This window comes from Promicromonospora sp. NPDC060204 (assembly GCF_042728455.1).
In the GTDB taxonomy this organism is placed as follows: domain Bacteria; phylum Actinomycetota; class Actinomycetes; order Actinomycetales; family Cellulomonadaceae; genus Promicromonospora.
On the sequence record NZ_JBHWZO010000027.1, the window covers coordinates 19,042 to 36,741 of the forward strand.

Below are 17,700 nucleotides of genomic sequence, written 5' to 3' on the forward strand. Positions count from 1 at the left end.
ATGAGGACCCGAGCGAGGAGATCTCCGTGACGGACACGAGTGCGGTCGCACGACCGACCACCGCGACGCGGACGGGCTGGGGAGTGCTCGCCGTCGTCTGCGGCGCGCTCTTCCTGGAGGGCATCGACATCGCGATGCTCAACGTCGCGGTGCCGGCCATCGCCGCCGACATCGGCCTGGCCACCGCCGACGCACACTGGGTGATCAGCGCCTACGTGCTGGCCTACGGCGGGTTCATGATCCTCGGCGGCCGCACGGCCGACCTCCTGGGCCGGCGCCGCACCTTCCTGGTCGCCCTCGCGGTGTTCGTCGTGTTCTCCGGCCTGGGCGGCCTGGCCGACGACGCCTGGGTGCTGGTCGTCGCCCGGTTCGTCACGGGAGCCACCGCGGGGTTCATGACACCGGCGGGCTTCAGCCTGCTGACCACCAGCTACCCCGAGGGCCCGCTGCGCGACCGCGCGCTGGCGATCTACGGGGCGATCGGCGCGGGCGGGTTCACGCTCGGCGTCGTGGCGGGCGGGTTCCTCACCGAGGCGGGCTGGCGCTGGGTGTTCTTCGCGCCGGTGATCGTGGGCGCCGCGCTCTGGGTCGCGGGGCGGCTGCTCATCCGCCTGGACGAGCCCGCCGAGAGGCCGCGCGGCGGGTTCGACGTCGGCGGTGCGATCACGCTCACGGCCGCGATGGTCGCCCTGATCTACGGCGTGGTGGCGGTCGGCGAGGGTGGGCACGTCGTCGCAGCGGTCGGGTCGTTCGTCGCGGCGGCGGCGCTGACCGGCGCGTTCGTGCTGATCGAGCGCCGGGCGGCCGACCCGCTGCTGCGCCTGGCCGTGCTGCGCGAGGGCCTTCTGCTGCGCGCGAGCCTCGCGGGGCTGCTGGTGATCGGCGCGTTCTTCTCGTTCCAGTTCCTGATCACGCTGTACCTGCAGGAGTACCGCGGGTGGTCGCCCGTCGCGACGGGGCTGGTGTTCGCCGTCATGGGCGCCGACATGATCATCGCGCCGCTGCTCACCCACCGGCTGGTCGCCCGGTTCGGCAACGTGCCCGTGCTCGTGGCCGGGCTGCTGGCCGGCGCCGCGGCGTTCGTCCTGGCGCTGCGCCTCGACGGGACCTGGGGCTATCTCGACCTGCTGCCGTCCCTGCTGCTGGTCGCGGTCATGTTCGCGCTGATCTACGGACCGCTGACCGCGGCGGCGACGGCGGGCCTGGCCGAGTCGGAGCACGGCGTGGCCGGCGGCGTCGTCTACACGGCGTTCCAGTTCGGCGCCGCGCTGGGCGTCACGGCCGCCACGATCGTGCTGGTCGACGGCCACACCACGGCGGCAGGAGCGGCCGACTACCAGCGCGCCCTGCTGGTCCCGGCCGTCGCCGCCGTCCTGGCGCTGGCCCTCGGGATCGCCACCTGGACCGGCGGCCGCCGGAACGCCGTCCGCGCCTGACCCCGGGGCGCGAACCCCGGGACCAGACGCGGACGATGCGCGGCCGGCCCGCCGCACGGGCCGGCCGCATGGACCAGCCACAAGGACTAGCCGCAGTACTCGTTCAGCTCGAAGTCGTGCACCACGGTCTGACCCTTGATGATGCGTGCCTGCTTCGACTCCGGCGGGTAGCCCGTCGCCGAGCTGAGCAGCGACAGCCGGTTGTTGGACATCCCCATCCAGCGGGCGTAGCCGCCGTCCGGCCCGGTGACGAGCGTGACGTCGTACTCCGAGCCGTCGATGACCACGAACGCGCCCTCCAGCGGGACGGTCTCGTCATCACAGGTGGCTCCGGTGACCGTGCCGGCGATCTTGCCCCAGCTCGCCGGCGGGGTCACAGCCAGAGACACCTGGACCCGGGGCTCGGCGTACGGCGTACCGCCGTCGGCCACGACCGCCGAGGTGTAGGTGCCCGGCTGGTCCACCCGGCTGCTGTCGAGGTCCACGAACACCTTGGCCGACGCGCCCGGGGCCAGCGTGAACGCCGGCGGCTGGACGTCGAGCCACGGCACGTCCACCGTGGTCTCGCCGGTCACGTTGAGCACGGTGTGCATGTCCGGGAAGCCGAGCTCCTCGACCGTCGCGGGCTCGGGGTTGCCGCAGTCGTCGGAGGCCAGGTACGACGGCGCCGTCTCCGGCTCCGCGTTGGACCCGATGAAGAACTCGCCCGAGCTGACGACCTCGACCACGAGCGTGCCGGACGCTGTGCCGGTGACCGGCACGTCGACCAGCGTGAGCTCCTGCGCCTCCAGGGTGACGTCGGCCGTGCCGACCTTCGTCATGTTCGCGTAGACGAAGTCCCCGTCGAGCTCGTACAGGTTGACGGTGACGTCGGTGTCCGCCGCCGCGGTCTCCACGCCGAAGGACACGTCGGTCACGGCCAGCTCGCCCTGGATGTCGAAGTCCTCCAGCGTGAACGTGCGCAGCCACTGCGTCTGGCTGCCCACGCAGGCCACGGAGTTGCCCAGCGTGATGTCCTGCGACGAGGAGTGCGTGATGGTGGTCCCGTCCGCGAGCAGCGCCGGCGGGGCGGACGGCGTCACCGTGCGCCCAGGGTGCTTCCCGTTCCGGGCCAGCCCGTCGTCCTTCGCCGCGGCCACGTCCTGGGCACCCTTCGCGCCCGACGGCGCCGCCGTGCTCACCTCGGTCACCTCGCCGGAGGCTCCCTTGATGACGCCGCTGCCCGATGCGGCCCCGAGGATCTCGAAGTCGGACGACGCGGGCGCCACCTCGACGTCCGCGGGCGCGGTGCCCTCGTTCGTCACGGTGAACGAGCCGGACCGGGTGCCGCCCAGCCGCACCTCGCGGTGCAGCTCGCCCGGCGAGACGCTCAGCAGCGGGGCCGCGAGCTCGACGTCCTGCCGGGTGATCGCGTCGGCGACGACCGTCGTCGTGGCCTCGGTGGGCTCGTAGTCCTTGGCCGCGTAGCCGACCTGCTGCTCGCCCGTGGCCGGGGTGAACAGCGAGTAGTAGCCGGCGTCGACCGACGGGTTCTCGGGGTCGGCGGTCCGGACGCTCTGCTCCCCCGCGGTCACCGTGGCACCGTTCACGCCGTCACCGGTGTTGAGGTCGTGGACGAACCCGGCCACGACGCCGCCGTCGACCGGCTCGCACGAACCGACCGAGACGTTGTCGACCTGCCAGAACAGGGCGTACACGGCGTCCCCGTAGTGGAACCGGACCCGCACGTCGGACTCGCCGCCCGCGCCGGCCAGCGGCACGACCGTGCGCCCGAGCGCGTCGGAGGTCTGGTGCAGCACCGTCTCCCACGTCTCGCCGCCGTCGAGGCTGAGGTCCACGTCGGCGTAGTCGAAGAACGCGGCGTACGCCTGGTCGAACGTGAGCAGCGGCGCGTCGAGGCCGCTCAGGTCGTAGGACGGCGAGGTGAGCGTCGTGTCCTGCACACCTTCCTCGCCGTAGGCGTCGCTGTTCACCTCGGCGAACAGGCCCTCGCCGCCGGTCTGGTTGGACGACTCGAACCGGTCGTCGAAGGTCCAGACCTGTTCGGTGCCGGCCAGGTCCTCGACCGTCCAGCCCTCGGGCACGTCACCTGACTCGAACTCCTCGGCACCGATGCCCGCCCCGGTCAGGGCGTAGCCGGGCGCGGTGCACTCGGCGAGCACGGCGAGCGGGGCGTCGGCCGACGTGGGCCCGGTGCCCACCTCGACGTCCCGCGTGAAGGTCGCGTACCCCGCAACGGACGGCTGCACCACCAGCGTGTGCGTGGCCGACTGCGGCAGCTCCAGCGAGTACTCCCCCGTGAACGGGTCGGTCCAGGCGGCGACGCTGCTCGGCGCGCCCTGCACCGTGACCTCGGCGTCGAGCGGCCAGCCGTGCCCGGAACCGTCGGTGACGGTACCGGTCACGGTCGTCGTGGGCGCGGCCTCCAGGCTCACGTCCACCGTGACGGTCTCACGCTCGACGACGTCGGCCTGCGCCGTGGCGTCCAGGTACCCGAAGGCCGATACGGCCAGGTCGTGCGCGCCCTCCTCGAGGCCCAGACGGTAGGCGCCCTCCGAGTCCGTGGTGTCGGAGCGCTCGCCGGACGTGACGCGCGCGCCGCCGACGGGCTCGCCGTCGGCGTCGGTCACGGTGCCCTCGACGAAGCCGAAGCCGTCGGTCGGCGCGGCCGCGACGAGCGCCGCGACGTCGAGCTTGCCCTCGCCCCACACGTTGTTGTCGGCGGGGGTGCCGCCGCAGGTGTCGTCGGCCACGTCGACCGACGTCTGGTCGAGCAGGGCCTGGGTGCCCTCGATGTCGCCCACCAGGACCGGGGCCGCGCTCCACAGGAGCGCCACGGCACCCGCGAGGTGCGGCGACGCCATGGACGTGCCGCTGAACTCGGCGTAGTCGCCGCCGGGCACGGACGAGCGCACATTGTCGCCGGGGGCGGCCAGGTTCGGCTTGGTCACGCCGTCGGCGCCCGGGCCGCGCGAGGAGAACTCGGCGATCTCGCCGGACTCCCCGAACGCGCCGGCCGCGTAGGTGGCCACGTTGGCCCCCGGGGACGACGTCGACTGGCAGCCGGCCTCGCCCGCGTTGCCCGCCGCCCATGCGCCGAAGATGCCCGCCGCCTCCCAGGCGGCGATCTCCTCGGACAGGAAGTCGTCGATGGCGCCGGGCTCCTGCTGACCCCACGAGTTGTTCACGACGTGCGGGCGCTGCGACGGGTCGGGGTCCGAGCCGTCGGCGCGCGTCGGCGCGAGGATCCACTGGCCGGACGCGAGCAGGTCGGCGTCCGAGCAGGAGGCGCAGCCGTTGGCCGCGATCCAGTCGGCGCCCGGTGCGACGCCGACCTGGTTGCCCGCGCCGTCGTCGCCCACCATGGTGCCCATGACGTGCGTGCCGTGGGCGTCGCCGTCGCACGGGGAGCCGTCGCAGTAGCCGCCGGCGTCGAACCAGTTGTAGTCGTTGCTCAGGCCGCCCTCGCCCAGGTAGCCCCGGTAGTGCTCCAGGAGTGCCGGGTGCTCCACGTCGACGCCGGAGTCGATGTTGGCCACGGTGATGCCCTCACCCGTGTAGCCCAGGTCCCACACCTCGGGGGCGTGGATCGCGTCGAGGCCCCACTCGGTCGCGAGCGGAGCCCGCGCGGTCGGGGCCTTGCGCTCGACGGGCTCGACGCGTTGCGCCGCGAACCGCTCGTGCACCTGCTCGACCTCGCGGCTCGCGGCGACCTGCTCCGCGAGCTCCCGGGTGCCGTCCTCGACGAGGATCGCGTTGCTGATCCAGTAGGACTCGTAGTCGGCGCCCGCGGCCTCCAGGTCGGCGACGACACCCGCCTGCGACGCCTTGGCCGTCCGGGTCAGGGCGTCGTAGACGTACTGACCGCGCTCGTCCCAGTCGGCGATCGCCTTCGCCGGGGCGAGGTCCGGGGTGTCGGCGAACCGGACCCAGAAGTCGGCGGTATCCTTGGCCTCCAGCCGTGTCTGCACGCCGGGCGTGAGCTTGTCGGCGGCACGCTCCGGCACGTCGGCGGCGACCTTACCGACTGTCTGCGAGGGTGCCGGTGTGCTCGCGAGCGCAGGGGTCACGCTCACCGTGGTGGCCAGCAGAGCGCCGACCGCTGCGAGAGCGATCGGCGCGCGTCTGGTTGGCATGCGACTGTGCATCTTGCCTCCGGGGTGCAAGCGCTCCGTGCGGGGCGCAACCACTGGCCCACGAGCGAGGGCCACGTGACACTCTGGAGAGAGCGGGCGAAAAGGGCAACGAAAGTCGACTGATCACCCGCTGTCCGCCGCCTGGGAACCAGCACCCGGGCGGCGGACAGGACGTCAGCTGTTGCGGGCCGCGTCCAGGATGACCTTGGTGACGGCACCCGGCTGGCTGATCATCGCGACGTGCGAGCTCTTGAGCTCTACCGTCGTGGAGCCGGCGCGCTCGGCCATGGCCCGTTCCGCCTGGGGCGGGATGATCCGGTCGTTCTTGGCCACGATGTACCAGCTCGGGATGTCCTCCCAGGCGGGCGGGCCGGACGGCGTCACGAGCGAGCTCAGCGTCGCCGGGCGCTGGCTGGTGGCCATGACGCGGGCCGTGTCGCGCGGGAGGTCCTGGGCGAACAGCCGCGGGTACCACTCGGGATCGATGTAGGCGTCGGCGTCGTTCTCGGGGGCTCCCGGGTACGGGCGCAGCACCAGGTGGTCGATCACCACGGGCGGCGGGCCACCGCCCAGCGCGTTGGCGTCGGCCACGGTCTCACCCTCCGCGAGCGCGAAGGCCGCCACGTAGACCAGGGCCTCGACGTCTTCGTCGCCGGTCGCGGCGTTGGTGATGACGGCGCCGCCGTAGGAGTGGCCCACCAGCACGATCGGCCCCTCGATCGTGTCGAGGAAGAGGCGCAGGTACTCGCTGTCCGACGTCGGGCCGCGCAGCGGGTTGGAGAACGCCAGGACCGGGTAACCGCGGTCCTGGAGGCGCTCGGTGACGCCGGACCAGCCGCTGGAGTCGGCGAACGCGCCGTGGACCAGCACGATGGTGGGCTTGTCGTGGTCACCGTGGCCCCCCGAGGAGCCGTGCGTACGGGCCGGCGCGGTGGCGCCGGTCACGGAAGAGAGTGCGAGCAGCGCGGTAGCGAGCGCTGCGACCAGTGCGGTGGGGCGGGTGAAGCGTCTCCTGGTCATCGGTATGTCTCCTGTCGTGGTACGGACACCAAAGATCATCCGCAGCGGGCCGGGTGATATGGACCACGTGAACCACGTAGTCCCTCGCCGTCGGCCCTACCGTGGGGCGCATGGAAACCGCCGCCGCCCCCGTGGGGCGCGACGAGGAGCTGCGCCGGCTGGCCACGCTGCTCGGCGGTGCGCGCAACGGCCGCGGCGGATCGCTGCTGGTCCTGGGCGAGCCGGGCATCGGCAAGACCTGCCTGCTGACCGCGGCGACGCGGGCACCGGGCCTCGCCACGATCCGCCTGGACGGGTACGAGTCGGAGTCGACCATCCCGTTCGCGGCCGTGCAGCGGCTCGTCTCCCTGCTCCGCGAGCACTGCGAGAGCCTCCCGGCGCGGCAGCGGCAGGCGGTGCGCGTGGCGTCCGGCCAGGCCGACGGGCCGGCCCCGGACCGGTTCCTGGTGGGCCTCGGCGTGCTCGGGCTCCTCGCCGCCGCCGGGGCCGACACCCCGGTGGTGTGCGTGGTCGACGACGCGCACCTGATCGACGCCGAGAGCCTGGACGCCCTCGCCTTCGTGGCGCGGCGCCTCGCGGTCGAGAACGTGGCGGTGGTCTTCGCGGCCCGGGACGACGGCGGGTTCGCCGACCGGATGGGCGGCGTGCCGCGGCTCGGCCTCACGGGTCTCGACCCCGAGGCGGCGGCGCAGCTCCTGAACCGGTCGGCGGAGCGGCCGCTCGCGCCGTCGGCGGCCGCCGCCATCGCCCGCGCGACCGGGGGTAACCCGCTGGCCCTGATCGACCTGGCGGGCGACGCCCTGGTGCACGAGCTCCCGGACCTGGGCCTCGGCGGCGCGCCGGTGCCCGTCGGCCGGCACCTGGAGGAGCACTACGTGCGGCAGGTGCGGCGGGCCGACCCGCGCGTGCAGACCTGGGTGCTGCTGGCCGCGGCGGACTCGACCGGGAACATCGACCTGGTGACCGCGGCGGCCGCCGACGTGGGCCTGGGACCCGACGACGGCGACCGCGCCGAGGTGGCCGGCCTGGTGGAGCTCCAGCCCGTCGTGCGGTTCCGGCACCCGCTGGTGCGGTCCGCCGTCTACAACGCCGCGCCCGGCGCGGAGCTGCGCCGGATGCACGGGGCGCTCGCCCGGGCGGCCGAGGGCCTCGGCATGGTCGAGACCGAGGCCTGGCACGCCGCGCGCGCCGTGCTGGGCACGGACCCCGCCGTCGCCGACCGGCTGGCGCACACCGCGGACCTGGCCGCGCGGCGCGGCGGCCTCGCCTCGCGCGCGACCATCCTGACGCGGGCCGCCGAGCTGACGGCGCCCGGCCCGGTCCGCGACGCGCGCCAGGTCGGCGCGGCCGAGGCCGCGCTGGCCGTGGGCGCGGCCCATGTGGCCCAGCGGCTCGTGGACGAGATCGACCTGGCGGCCGTGGATCCGGTGACGCGGGGCCGCGCGCTGACGGTGCGCACCGCGCTCAGCCTGTTCACCGCCGACGCCGAGGGGGTGCGCGGCGCCACCGCGGCGCACCTGCGCGCCGCCGACGCGTTCCACGGGCAGGACGCCGAGCGGGAGCAGGTGGCACTCCTGCGGGCGTTCGAGAGCTGCTGCACGGCCGACCGGCTGATGAGCGGGGTCACCCAGGCGGAGCTGGGCCGGCGGCTGAAGGCCGGCGCCGACCTGGCCGACGGCCCGACGTCGGACATCCTGCGGGGGCTGGGCGCCATCGTGCTCGACCCGTACCCGCGGGCCGTGGCCCCGGCGCGCGCGGCCATGGCCGCGATCCTCTCGCTCCCCGACGACCTGATGATGCACATGGGCACGGCCATCGCGTCGCTGGGCACGTTCCTCTGGGACGACGCCGGGCGGGCCGCCGGGCTCGACCGCGCGGCCCAGGCGGCGCGCGACTCCGGGGCGCTGCAGGTGCTCGACACGCTGCTGTGGGTGATGGCGCTCTCGGAGCTGTGGGGCGGCACCCTGCGGCGGGCCGGCGCGTACGACGAGCTGGTGCGCGAGGTGCGGCGGGCCATGGGGTGGGACGCCGAGAACGTGCCCAACGTCGCCGTCCTGGCGTGGGGCGGTGCCCCCCGCGACGTCGTCCGGGCGATCGCCGACGGCGCCGCCGCCACGGGTTTCGGCGGGGTCGAGGCCTCCGCCGTCGCGTCGCTCGCGGTCCGCGACCTCGCGGAGGGCGCCTACCAGGACGCGTACGAGCGGCTCAGCCCCCTGATCGCCGACCCGTTCCTGCAGGTCACACCCGACCAGTACCAGGACTACGTCGAGGCGGCGGCGCGCAGCGGGCACCCCGAGGAAGCGACGCGGGTCGCCGGGCTGCTGGCCTCCCTGGCGGAGACGAACGGCTCGCCCTGGTGCCGCGGCGTCGCCGAGCGGGCGCTGGCGCTGGCCGGGACGGACGAGGACGCCGAGCGGCACCACGTCGCCTCGGTCGAGGCCCTGGGCGGCACGGGGGCCGAGATGGACCTGGCCCGGGCGCACCTGGTCTACGGCGAGTGGCTGCGCCGGGCCCGGCGCCGGCGGGACGCGGCCGAGCAGCTCCGGCTCGCCCTGGCGCACTTCCACCACAGCGGCGCCGAGCTGTTCGTCGCCCGGACGGTCGCGGAGCTCGCGGCCGTGGGCGCCTCGGGGGACATCGACGTGCCACCGCGGCGGTTCGGCCTGACGGCGCAGGAGCACACCGTCGCGCGGCTCGCCTCGGCCGGCCACACCAACCCCGAGATCGCGGCGAACCTGTTCATCAGCCCCAGCACCGTCGACTACCACCTGCGCAAGGTGTTCCAGAAGCTCGGCGTCACGTCGCGGCGGCAGCTCGCCGACCGGCTGGCGGCCCCGCCCCGCCCCACCACGTCGTAGCCCAGGTCACGGGCCCGCGACGGACTACGCGGTTCGCGTGGTCCGCGCGCACCGGGCGCGGCGGGAAGGTCGAGGTCCATCACCCGACCGACCGAGGGGGGCCACATGCCTTACGTCACAGCGGACGACGGCGCCGAGATCTTCTACCGGGACTGGGGCACGGACGGTACGCCGGTGCTGCTGAGCCACGGCTGGCCGCTGAGCTCCGACGCGTGGGAGGCGGCGGCGCTGTTCCTGGCCGAGCGGGGTCACCGCGTCGTCGCGCACGACCGGCGCGGCCACGGCCGGTCCAGCCAGACCTGGCAGGGCAACGAGATGGACACCTACGCCGACGACCTCGCGGTGCTCATCGACACCCTCGACCTGCGCGACCTGACCCTCGTGGGCCACTCCACCGGCGGCGGCGAGATCGTGCGCTACGTGGGCCGACACGGCACCGCTCGGGTCGCCAAGCTCGTGCTGGTCTCCGCCGTTCCGCCGCTCATGACACGCACCGCCGACAACCCGGAGGGCCTGCCGCCCGAGACCTTCGACGCGATCCGCGCGGGCGAGCGGGCCAACCGGGCCCAGCTCTACCGCGACCTGGCCGACGGCCCGTTCTTCGGGCACAACCGGAACCAGGACGTCGACCAGGGGTTCCGCGACGCGTTCTGGGCGCAGGGCATGGCGACGGGGCACCGCGGCGCCTACGAGTGCATCGCGGCGTTCTCGGCCACGGACTTCCGGCCGGACCTCGCGAAGGTCGACGTGCCGACGCTCGTCATCCACGGCGACGACGACCAGATCGTGCCGTTCGAGGTGGGCGGCAAGCGGTCCGCCGCGCTGGTCGACGACGCCGTCCTGACCGTCTACGAGGGCGCCGCCCACGCCCTGCCCGACACGGAGCGCGAGCGCCTGCACGCCGACCTGCTGGCGTTCATCGACGGCTGACCGTCCTCGTCCCCGGCCGTCCTCGCGCCCGTCCGTCCCCGCTGTCCCCCGCCGTCCCCGCTGTTCCCGCCCGACCCCACCCCGAGGAGCTCTGTCATGAACGCAGCACAACCCGACACCGTCGTCCTGGTCCACGGCCTCTGGATGACCCCGCGCAGCTGGGAGGCGTGGGTCGACCACTACCAGGCCAAGGGGCTGAACGTGGTGACGCCCGGCTACCCCGGCTTCGAGATCGAGGTCGAGGCCCTGCGGGCCGACCCGGACCTCATCGCGAAGCTCACCGTGCCCGAGACGGTGGACCACCTAGCCGGCGTGATCGAGGCGCTGCCGAGCCCGCCGATCATCATCGGCCACTCGTTCGGCGGCACCCTGACGCAGCTCCTGCTCGCCCGGGGGCTCGGCGCCGCGGGCGTGGTGATCGACTCCGCACCGACCGAGGGCGTGCGGGTCAACCCGTTGTCCCAGGCCAGGTCGCTGTTCCCCGCGCTGAAGAACCCCGCCAACCGACACCGCGCCGTCGGCTTCACGGCCGAGGAGTTCCACTACGCGTTCACCAACACGCTCTCGGAGGAGGAGTCCCGCCAGGTCTGGGAGCGGTACGCCATCCCGGCGCCGGGCCACTGGGTCTGGGAGTACGGGCTGTTCGCCAACTTCAAGCCCGGGCCGCAGGAGACCTTCGTGGACTACGCCGCCGACCGTGCTCCCCTGCTCTTCATCGCCGGCAGCGAGGACCACATCATGCCGCCGTCGGTGAACCGGTCCAACGCCAAGCACTACGACAAGTCGCCCGCGATCACGGAGTACTTCGAGTTCGAGGGCCGCGACCACTGGACGTGCGGGGCTGAGGGCTGGCAGGAGGTGGCGGACCACGCCCTGACGTGGGCGCAGGAGCACGCGTCGTCGTCGGACCCGGTCACCTGACCGCTCCCGCGGCCCCGGCTCAGGCCGGGGTCGCGGCGGTGGGGGACGACGTCGGGGTCGCGTCCGCGACGCCGTTCACCTCCGGCGTGATCCGCCGTCCGACGGCGAACGCCGTCGCCGCGATCCCGGCGCAGCCGGCCACCACCACGCCGATGAACGCGCCGGACCAGCCGTGCTCCAGCAGCAGCCCCGCCACCACGGGCCCCGCGATGGTGCCCGCCTGGAACGAGCCCGACCCGATCGCGTTGTACCGGCCGCGCAGGTGTGCGGGCGCCATGTCGTTGGTCAGCGCGGGCAGCACGGACTGCATGAGGGTCTCCCCCAGGCCGAACACGCCGTGGAACGCCAGGACGATCACGACGGCGGCCATGCCGCCCGGCACCAGCCCGGTCACCCCGAGCAGCAGCCAGGCCACCGCCCAGACGACCGCCATGAGCGCGAGCACCCGCGTGCGGTGCCGCCCGCGCACGCGGTTCATCACCCAGAACTGCAGGGCCACGATCACCACGGTGTTCACCACGAACGCGAAGCCGACCACGCGCGTGGAGACCTCGGCGACCTGCCGGGCGAAGGCCGGGAAGCCGCCCTCCATCTGGCCGTAGCCCACGAACGCCGCGAGCAGCCCGAGCGCCGCGAGCCACAGCACCTCGGGGCGGCGCAGGATCGCCAGGTAGCTCTCGCCGCCGACCTCGGCGTCGTGCGGCCGGTCCACCCGTCCGTGCAGGTGGCGCAGCGGCCCGAGCAGCACCGCGACGGGCAGCAGGAACGTCGCGGCGTTGACCAGGAACGCCATCACGAACGTGCCGGGCCGCTCGACGTCGACCACGAGCCCGCCCACCACGCCGCCCACGCCGACACCGAGGTTGAGCAGCGCGAAGTTCACGCCGTAGTACCGCTGGCGCAGGTCGCCGTCGACCACCGTGGCCACCAGCGCGTTCACGGACGGCCAGCCGACGCCGAGCTGCACGCCGAACAGTGCGAGCCCGGCGGCCGCGACCACCGGGGTGGTGGCGAAGGCCAGCACCGAGTAGCCCGCGACGGCGAAGAACAGGCCGGTGAGCATGACGCGCCGGGCCCCGTACCGGTCGACGAGGGCACCGGCCGGGCCGGTCACGAGCACGCCGACCACGGCGATCAGGCCCATGAGCGTGCCGGACAGGGCGAGCGAGAACCCGCGCACCTCGTGCAGGTAGATGATCGTGAAGGGCAGCGTCAGGCCGCGGCCGAAGAACTGCACCACCACAGTGGACAGCAGCCAGCGGCCGTCCTGCGGCAGGTCCGCCCAGAATCCGAGGGCGCCGGTGCGTGGAGAGGAGGTCACTGCCCGATCCTCACCCCCGGCCCACCGCCAGGAAAGCGGATTTCGGCCGTCACCGTGCCGTCGTCGGCAACGTCACACCGGCACGGCCCCCGAGCGCACCCAGCCGCGGGTCGCGGCGTGCCAGCCGAGCTGCACCCGGGTCTCGACGCCGGCGAGGTCCATCAGGGCCCGGACCCGCCGCTGCACGGTACGCAGCGACGTGCCGAGCTGCTTGGCCACCGCCTGGTCGGTGAGCCCGGCGAGCAGCAGCCCGAGCACGCGCGCGTCGTCGTCGTCCACGTGGTCCACGACGTCGCCCGCCATGCCGGACGTGCCCACCAGCAGCGGCGTCGCCCGGTCCCACACGTTCTCGAAGAGCGCGAGCAGGGCGTCGAGCAGCGTGCTCTCGCGCACCAGCAGCGCGCCGACGACGTCGCCCGACGACGTGAGCGGCATGAGGGCGAGCCGGCGGTCGATCACGATGAGCTTGAGCGGCACGCGCTCGGCGAACCGGACGTCCTCCCCCGCCTCCGTGGCCTCGACGGCCTCGTCGATCGTCACGTCCTGGCTCTCCAGCATGCTGCGCTCCACCACCACGCGGTACTGCACGCCCCGCTCCACGGCCTGGCCCTCGGCGGAGTTCTCCTGGCTGGACGTGACGATCACCGGCGGCCGCACGAACGCGTCGACGCACTCGCGCGCCCCGAGCTGGAGCTGCTCGAACCGGTGCCGCACGGCGTCCTCGCCCCGGATCACGTCGACCACGTCGGTGGGCCCGCGGCCCGCCGCGGCCACCCGGTAGACCTCCTCCAGGCGGCTGAGCTCGACCTCGGCGTGCCGCACCTCGTCCTGCCGGCGCGCGAGGAGCGCCCCGAGCGCGATCGCGGGCGGCGCGGCCGCGAACCGCCGCTCGTCGCCGGTGATCCGCGCGGCCAGACCGTGCTCCTCCAGGCGGCGCAGCAGCCGGTGGGCGTCGCCCAGCGAGGTGCCGAAGGGGCTGAGCGCGGCCGCGAGGTCCGCGACGGTCGCCGAGGGCAGGGCGACGAGCTCGCTGTACGCGAGGGTCTCGTCAGGGGTCAGTCCGAGCACGTCGCCGAGCATGGCACTCCTCCGTCACGTCGATGGGTGCCCAACTCTGGCGGAGTCACGACATGCCGTAAAGCCGCCACGATGCGCCTCTTGTGACGTGTCGCCGCTCGCTGGGAGTGTCCAGGTCCATGAGATCCCCCACTCGGCGCGGGCTGTCGGCCGCCACCCGGGCCGCCGCGGCAGTCGCCGCGACCGCCCTGGTCGCTGCGATGGCCACCACGGCGCACGCGAACACCGAACCCACGTCCGGCTCCGAGCCCGCCTCGGGCAGCACCGCTTCCGGCGGCGCAGGCTCCGGCTCCGGCGGCTCCGCGCCGGCCACGCCCGCCCTGGCCGACGGCCGCACCACCGTGACCCTCGTGACCGGCGACGTCGTGGACGTCACCACGACCGACTCGGGCGCGCTGACGGTGGGCGTCGAGCCGGCCGACGGCGGCGCCGTCCGCACCCAGCAGGTGGGCGACCACCTCTACGTGGTGCCCGACGCCGCGCTGCCGTACCTGGCCGCGGGCACGCTGGACCGGCGGCTGTTCGACGTCACCGCGCTGCTGGAGATGCAGTACGACGACGAGACCGTGGCCGCGACGCCGCTCATCCTGGAGCACACGCGCGCCGCGGCACGCTCCGCCGCGACCGAGCTGCCGGGGGCGAAGCGCACGCTCGACCTGCCGAGCATCGACGCCTCGGCCGTGGACGCGAGCAAGAAGAAGGCGTCGGCCTTCTGGTCGGCCGTCGCCGCACCCGAGGCCGGGTCGGCGCGCACGGCGCGCGGCGCGGCGGCGGACGCCGGGACGTTCCGCGGCGGCGTCGAGAAGATCTGGCTCGACGGCAAGGCCGAGTCCACGCTGGACCACAGCACCGCGCAGATCGGCGCGCCCGAGGCGTGGGCCGCGGGCTTCGACGGCACGGGCGCCACGGTGGCCGTGCTCGACACCGGCATCGACGCCACGCACCCCGACGTGGCCGACCAGATCGCGCAGGCGCAGTCGTTCGTGCCCGGCCAGGCGGTCGACAACGACGAGCACGGGCACGGCACGCACGTCGCCTCCACGGTGCTCGGCACCGGCGCCGCGAGCGACGGCCTCTACAAGGGCGTCGCCCCGGGCGCCGACCTGCTGGTCGGCAAGGTGCTCGACAACGACGGCTACGGCCAGGACTCGTGGATCATCGCCGGCATGGAGTGGGGCGCCGCCAACGCGGACGTCGTCTCCATGAGCCTCGGCGACGACAGCCTCAACGACGGCACCGACCCCATGGCGCAGGCGCTCAACGCGCTGAGCGAGGAGACGGGCGCCCTGTTCGTCGTCGCGGCCGGCAACAGCTACGCGGAGGGTTCGCTCGGCAGCCCCGGCACCGCGGACGCCGCCCTCACGGTCGGCGCGGTGGACGACGACGACGTGCGCGCCGCCTTCTCCAGCTACGGCCCGCGCGTGGGCGACCACGCGATCAAGCCCGACCTGACGGCGCCCGGCGTCGGCATCGTCGCGGCCCGCTCGCAGCAGTCGGGCGGCTCGGGCTGGTACGTGTCGATGAACGGCACCTCCATGGCCACCCCGCACGTCGCGGGCGCCGCCGCCATCGTCAAGGGCGCGCACCCGGAGCTCACGGGCGCCCAGCTCAAGGAGGCGCTGGTCTCCTCGGCCGCCGACATCGACGCCCCGGCGTACGAGGTGGGCACGGGCCGCCTGGACGTCCCGGCCGCGCTCGACGGCGTGGACGCCTCCGGCGACGGGTTCCTCGGGTTCTACGACTGGCCGCACGACGGCGACGAGCCGGCGAGCAGCACCGTCACCTTCACCAACTCCACGGACGCCGACGTCACGCTCGCGCTGAGCACCGACGTCACCGGGCCGGACGGCGCGCCGAGCGACCTGATGACCCTGTCCGCCTCCGAGGTGGTGGTCCCGGCGGGCGGCACGGCCGACGTCGCGGTCACCGCCGACGCCGACGACGCGGTGCTCGCGGGCAAGTACAGCGGCGCCGTCGTCGGTACGGACGCCTCGGGCGAGGTGACCGTCCGCACCGCCGTCGCGCTGGTCAAGGAGGAGGAGCGGTACGGCCTCGACATCACCGCGCTGGACCGGTCCGGCAAGCCGGCAAGCGGCTACGTGGACTTCTACCGCTACGGCGACCAGTTCGTCAGCAGCCTGCCGATCGACCCGGCCACGGGCGAGGTGCCGACGCAGCGCCTGCAGCCGGGCGTCTACTCCGCCACCGCGTTCCTCGACGTCGCCGGCTCGAAGGGGCCGGGCTCGACGGGCATCGCGCTGGTCGGCGACCCGCAGGTCGTCGTCACCGACGCGGACCAGTCGCTCGTGCTGGACGCACGCGACGCCGACGAGCTGACGCTCGACACGCCCCGCGCGAGCGACGTCGCCTACCGGCGGTTCCAGTTCTTCAACGACTCCGGGATCGGCGGCCTGTACTCGACGTTCGGCGCCACGTACGCGGTGCCGGCCGACGTCGACTCGTTCTACGCCGCTAAGACCGGTCCCGTCGACAGCGCCGACTTCGACTTCGCCGTGCGGTGGCGGGCCATCGAGCCCGCGCTCGACCTGACGGCCTGGAGCCCGCTGCCGGTCGCGTTCGACCCGGTCTACCAGAATGGTTCCGCGCGGCTCGACGGCCGGGTGTCGCTGCGAGCCGTCGCTGCCGGCACCGGTACGGCCGCCGACTACGAGGGCGTCCGTGCCGAGGGTCGCGCAGTGCTGGTGACCAGGGACGACGCCGTGTCCGCCGAGGAGCGGGAGGCCGCCGCCCAGGCTGCCGGTGCCGCGCTGCTCGTGGTGGTCAACGACCGCCCCGGCTCCCTGGTCGAGAACGTCACGCAGGGCGACCTGCCCGTCGTCGCGGTGTCGTCCGCCCAGGGCGCCAAGCTCCTGAAGGCCGCCGCCAAGGGCCGGCTCACGCTGACCGGCAAGGCCGTGGAGTTCCCGACGTACCTGTACGACGTGTCCAAGAGCTGGCCCGGCGAGATCCCCGCCGAACTCGCCCTGGCGCCGACCAGCCGGCAGCTCGCCACGGTGGAGAGCCGGTACAACGACACGGACGAGCGGCTCGCCGTCGACGACCGTGCCGACTGCCGCGACTACCAGTGGCCGCCGTGCCTGAGCGTCCGGGCCCTGCAGCCCACGAAGACGGAGCGGACCGACTACGTCTCCACGTACGACGACGTCGAGTGGTACGAGAACGTGAACCACGAGAGCGGCTGGGAGCAGCGCGGCGTCCGCCAGGCGTATGCGGCGCGCAGCACCACGGTGCGCGACTGGTGGGCTCCCGTGGCGGCGCCCCGCACGGGCGACGGCTACTGGGGCCCGTGGCACGGCGGCGACTGGTTCGCGGTCAACGTGTCCACCGCGGGCGGCCCGAACGGCCTGACCGGTGGGTTCGGCTGGGGCGAGACCCCGGTGACCTCCCGCCTCTACCAGGGCGACACCCTGGTGCGCGAGAACATCGGCCAGGCGGTCCAGACGTCGGTCCCGGTGGTCGAGGGGCCGCAGAAGTACCGGTTCGAGATCGACACCGACGCCGCGGACGACGCGCACCGGTACTCGACGAGCACCCGCACGTCGTGGACCTTCGTGGCCGACCAGGCCGACGAGGCCGTGCCCGGCGAGAACGGCACGCCGCTCCCGCTGGTCCAGCTCGACTACGACGTGGACACCGCGCTGGACGGCACCGTCCGGGCCGGCTCGACCGTGCCATTCGCGGTGGAGCCGTACACGGTGCCGGGCGCGCCGCGGGCCGGCACGGTCGACGGGGCGACGCTGGAGGTCAGCTACGACGGCGGCACCACGTGGTCCAAGGTCTCGCTGAAGCGCGACGACGACCGCTGGGAGGCGAAGCTGCGCATCCCGTCCCGCGGCGCCGACCTGGTCTCGCTGCGGGCGACCGCCCGTGACGACGCCGGCAACTCGGTGACCCAGGAGGTCACGGCGGCATTCGGCATCGCCGGCAAGAAGTAGGCCCTCCGGAACGACGGCGAGGCCGGGTCTCGAGCATACTTATTG

Annotated in this window: 9 protein-coding genes; 5 read left to right on the top strand and 4 right to left on the bottom strand. The window is 74.0% G+C overall.

The window, feature by feature from the left end; genetic code table 11:
* Nucleotides 1-26: 26 nt before the first annotated feature.
* The gene (locus ACFWEJ_RS05985; protein WP_377228286.1) at nucleotides 27-1,436 is read left to right on the top strand and encodes an MFS transporter; all 1,410 of its coding nucleotides are present in this window, start codon (nucleotides 27-29) and stop codon (nucleotides 1,434-1,436) included.
* A gap of 86 nt (nucleotides 1,437-1,522) precedes the next feature.
* Here the strand turns inward: ACFWEJ_RS05985 and ACFWEJ_RS05990 are convergent, their stop codons facing one another.
* Nucleotides 1,523-5,572 (bottom strand): S8 family serine peptidase, encoded by a 4,050-nt coding sequence (locus tag ACFWEJ_RS05990; RefSeq protein WP_377228287.1) that lies wholly within the window; start codon nucleotides 5,570-5,572, stop codon nucleotides 1,523-1,525.
* 174 nt (nucleotides 5,573-5,746) lie between these two features.
* Nucleotides 5,747-6,592, bottom strand: coding sequence for an alpha/beta fold hydrolase (locus ACFWEJ_RS05995; protein WP_377228288.1), 846 nt, complete (start codon nucleotides 6,590-6,592; stop codon nucleotides 5,747-5,749).
* 110 nt (nucleotides 6,593-6,702) lie between these two features.
* Between ACFWEJ_RS05995 and ACFWEJ_RS06000 the strand changes: the two genes are divergently transcribed.
* From ACFWEJ_RS06000 to ACFWEJ_RS06010, 3 genes are all read left to right on the top strand, one after another.
* Complete coding sequence (locus ACFWEJ_RS06000; protein ID WP_377228289.1) at nucleotides 6,703-9,450, top strand: AAA family ATPase; 2,748 nt, start codon at nucleotides 6,703-6,705, stop codon at nucleotides 9,448-9,450.
* Between the two features lie 105 nt (nucleotides 9,451-9,555).
* The gene (locus ACFWEJ_RS06005) at nucleotides 9,556-10,380 is read left to right on the top strand and encodes an alpha/beta fold hydrolase (protein WP_377228290.1); all 825 of its coding nucleotides are present in this window, start codon (nucleotides 9,556-9,558) and stop codon (nucleotides 10,378-10,380) included.
* 96 nt (nucleotides 10,381-10,476) lie between these two features.
* Entirely contained in the window at nucleotides 10,477-11,301 is an 825-nt protein-coding gene (locus ACFWEJ_RS06010; protein ID WP_377228291.1) for an alpha/beta hydrolase, read from the top strand.
* A 19-nt stretch (nucleotides 11,302-11,320) separates the two neighbouring features.
* On the opposite strand, the gene ACFWEJ_RS06015 is transcribed toward ACFWEJ_RS06010, so the two are convergent.
* Together ACFWEJ_RS06015 and ACFWEJ_RS06020 are read right to left on the bottom strand one after the other, a co-directional pair.
* On the bottom strand, nucleotides 11,321-12,622 hold the full coding sequence (locus ACFWEJ_RS06015) for an MFS transporter (RefSeq protein WP_377228292.1): 1,302 nt from the start codon (nucleotides 12,620-12,622) through the stop codon (nucleotides 11,321-11,323).
* 72 nt (nucleotides 12,623-12,694) lie between these two features.
* Nucleotides 12,695-13,702 (bottom strand): helix-turn-helix domain-containing protein, encoded by a 1,008-nt coding sequence (locus ACFWEJ_RS06020; protein ID WP_377228293.1) that lies wholly within the window; start codon nucleotides 13,700-13,702, stop codon nucleotides 12,695-12,697.
* Nucleotides 13,703-13,818: 116 nt separating this feature from the next.
* Between ACFWEJ_RS06020 and ACFWEJ_RS06025 the strand changes: the two genes are divergently transcribed.
* Nucleotides 13,819-17,655, top strand: coding sequence for a S8 family serine peptidase (locus ACFWEJ_RS06025; RefSeq protein WP_377228294.1), 3,837 nt, complete (start codon nucleotides 13,819-13,821; stop codon nucleotides 17,653-17,655).
* Nucleotides 17,656-17,700: the final 45 nt, after the last annotated feature.